Below are 1,030 nucleotides of genomic sequence, written 5' to 3'. Positions count from 1 at the left end.
CTGAGGACAAGCCCTCGGCCTATTAGTACCGGTCAACTCCACCCCTCACGAGGCTTCCATATCCGGCCTATCAACCCAGTCGTCTACTGGGAGCCTTACCCTCTCAAGGAGGTGGGAGTGCTCATCTCGAAGCAGGCTTCCCGCTTAGATGCTTTCAGCGGTTATCCCTCCCGAACGTAGCCAACCAGCCATGCCCTTGGCAGAACAACTGGCACACCAGAGGTTCGTCCGTCCCGGTCCTCTCGTACTAGGGACAGCCCTTCTCAACACTCCTACGCGCACAGCGGATAGGGACCGAACTGTCTCACGACGTTCTAAACCCAGCTCGCGTACCGCTTTAATGGGCGAACAGCCCAACCCTTGGGACCTACTCCAGCCCCAGGATGCGACGAGCCGACATCGAGGTGCCAAACCATCCCGTCGATATGGACTCTTGGGGAAGATCAGCCTGTTATCCCCGGGGTACCTTTTATCCGTTGAGCGACGGCGCTTCCACAAGCCACCGCCGGATCACTAGTCCCTACTTTCGTACCTGCTCGACCCGTCAGTCTCACAGTCAAGCTCCCTTGTGCACTTACACTCAACACCTGATTGCCAACCAGGCTGAGGGAACCTTTGGGCGCCTCCGTTACCCTTTAGGAGGCAACCGCCCCAGTTAAACTACCCACCAGACACTGTCCCTGATCCGGATCACGGACCCAGGTTAGACATCCAGCACGACCAGAGTGGTATTTCAACGACGACTCCACCATGACTGGCGTCACGGCTTCAAAGTCTCCCACCTATCCTACACAAGCCGAACCGAACACCAATATCAAGCTATAGTAAAGGTCCCGGGGTCTTTCCGTCCTGCTGCGCGAAACGAGCATCTTTACTCGTAATGCAATTTCACCGGGCCTATGGTTGAGACAGTCGAGAAGTCGTTACGCCATTCGTGCAGGTCGGAACTTACCCGACAAGGAATTTCGCTACCTTAGGATGGTTATAGTTACCACCGCCGTTTACTGGCGCTTAAGTTCTCAGCTTCGCC

General features: G+C 55.9%; 1 rRNA gene. It reads right to left on the bottom strand.

What is annotated here, in order from left to right:
• Positions 1-2: 2 nt before the first annotated feature.
• Positions 3-1,030 (bottom strand): 23S ribosomal RNA (locus tag ACFZBX_RS36990); the annotation flags it as partial.

Origin of the sequence: Kitasatospora sp. NPDC008115 (genome assembly GCF_042957205.1) — a bacterium.
In the GTDB taxonomy this organism is placed as follows: domain Bacteria; phylum Actinomycetota; class Actinomycetes; order Streptomycetales; family Streptomycetaceae; genus Kitasatospora.
The sequence above is the reverse complement of the archived record's forward strand: the minus strand, read 5'-3'. Positions and strand labels throughout refer to the sequence as shown.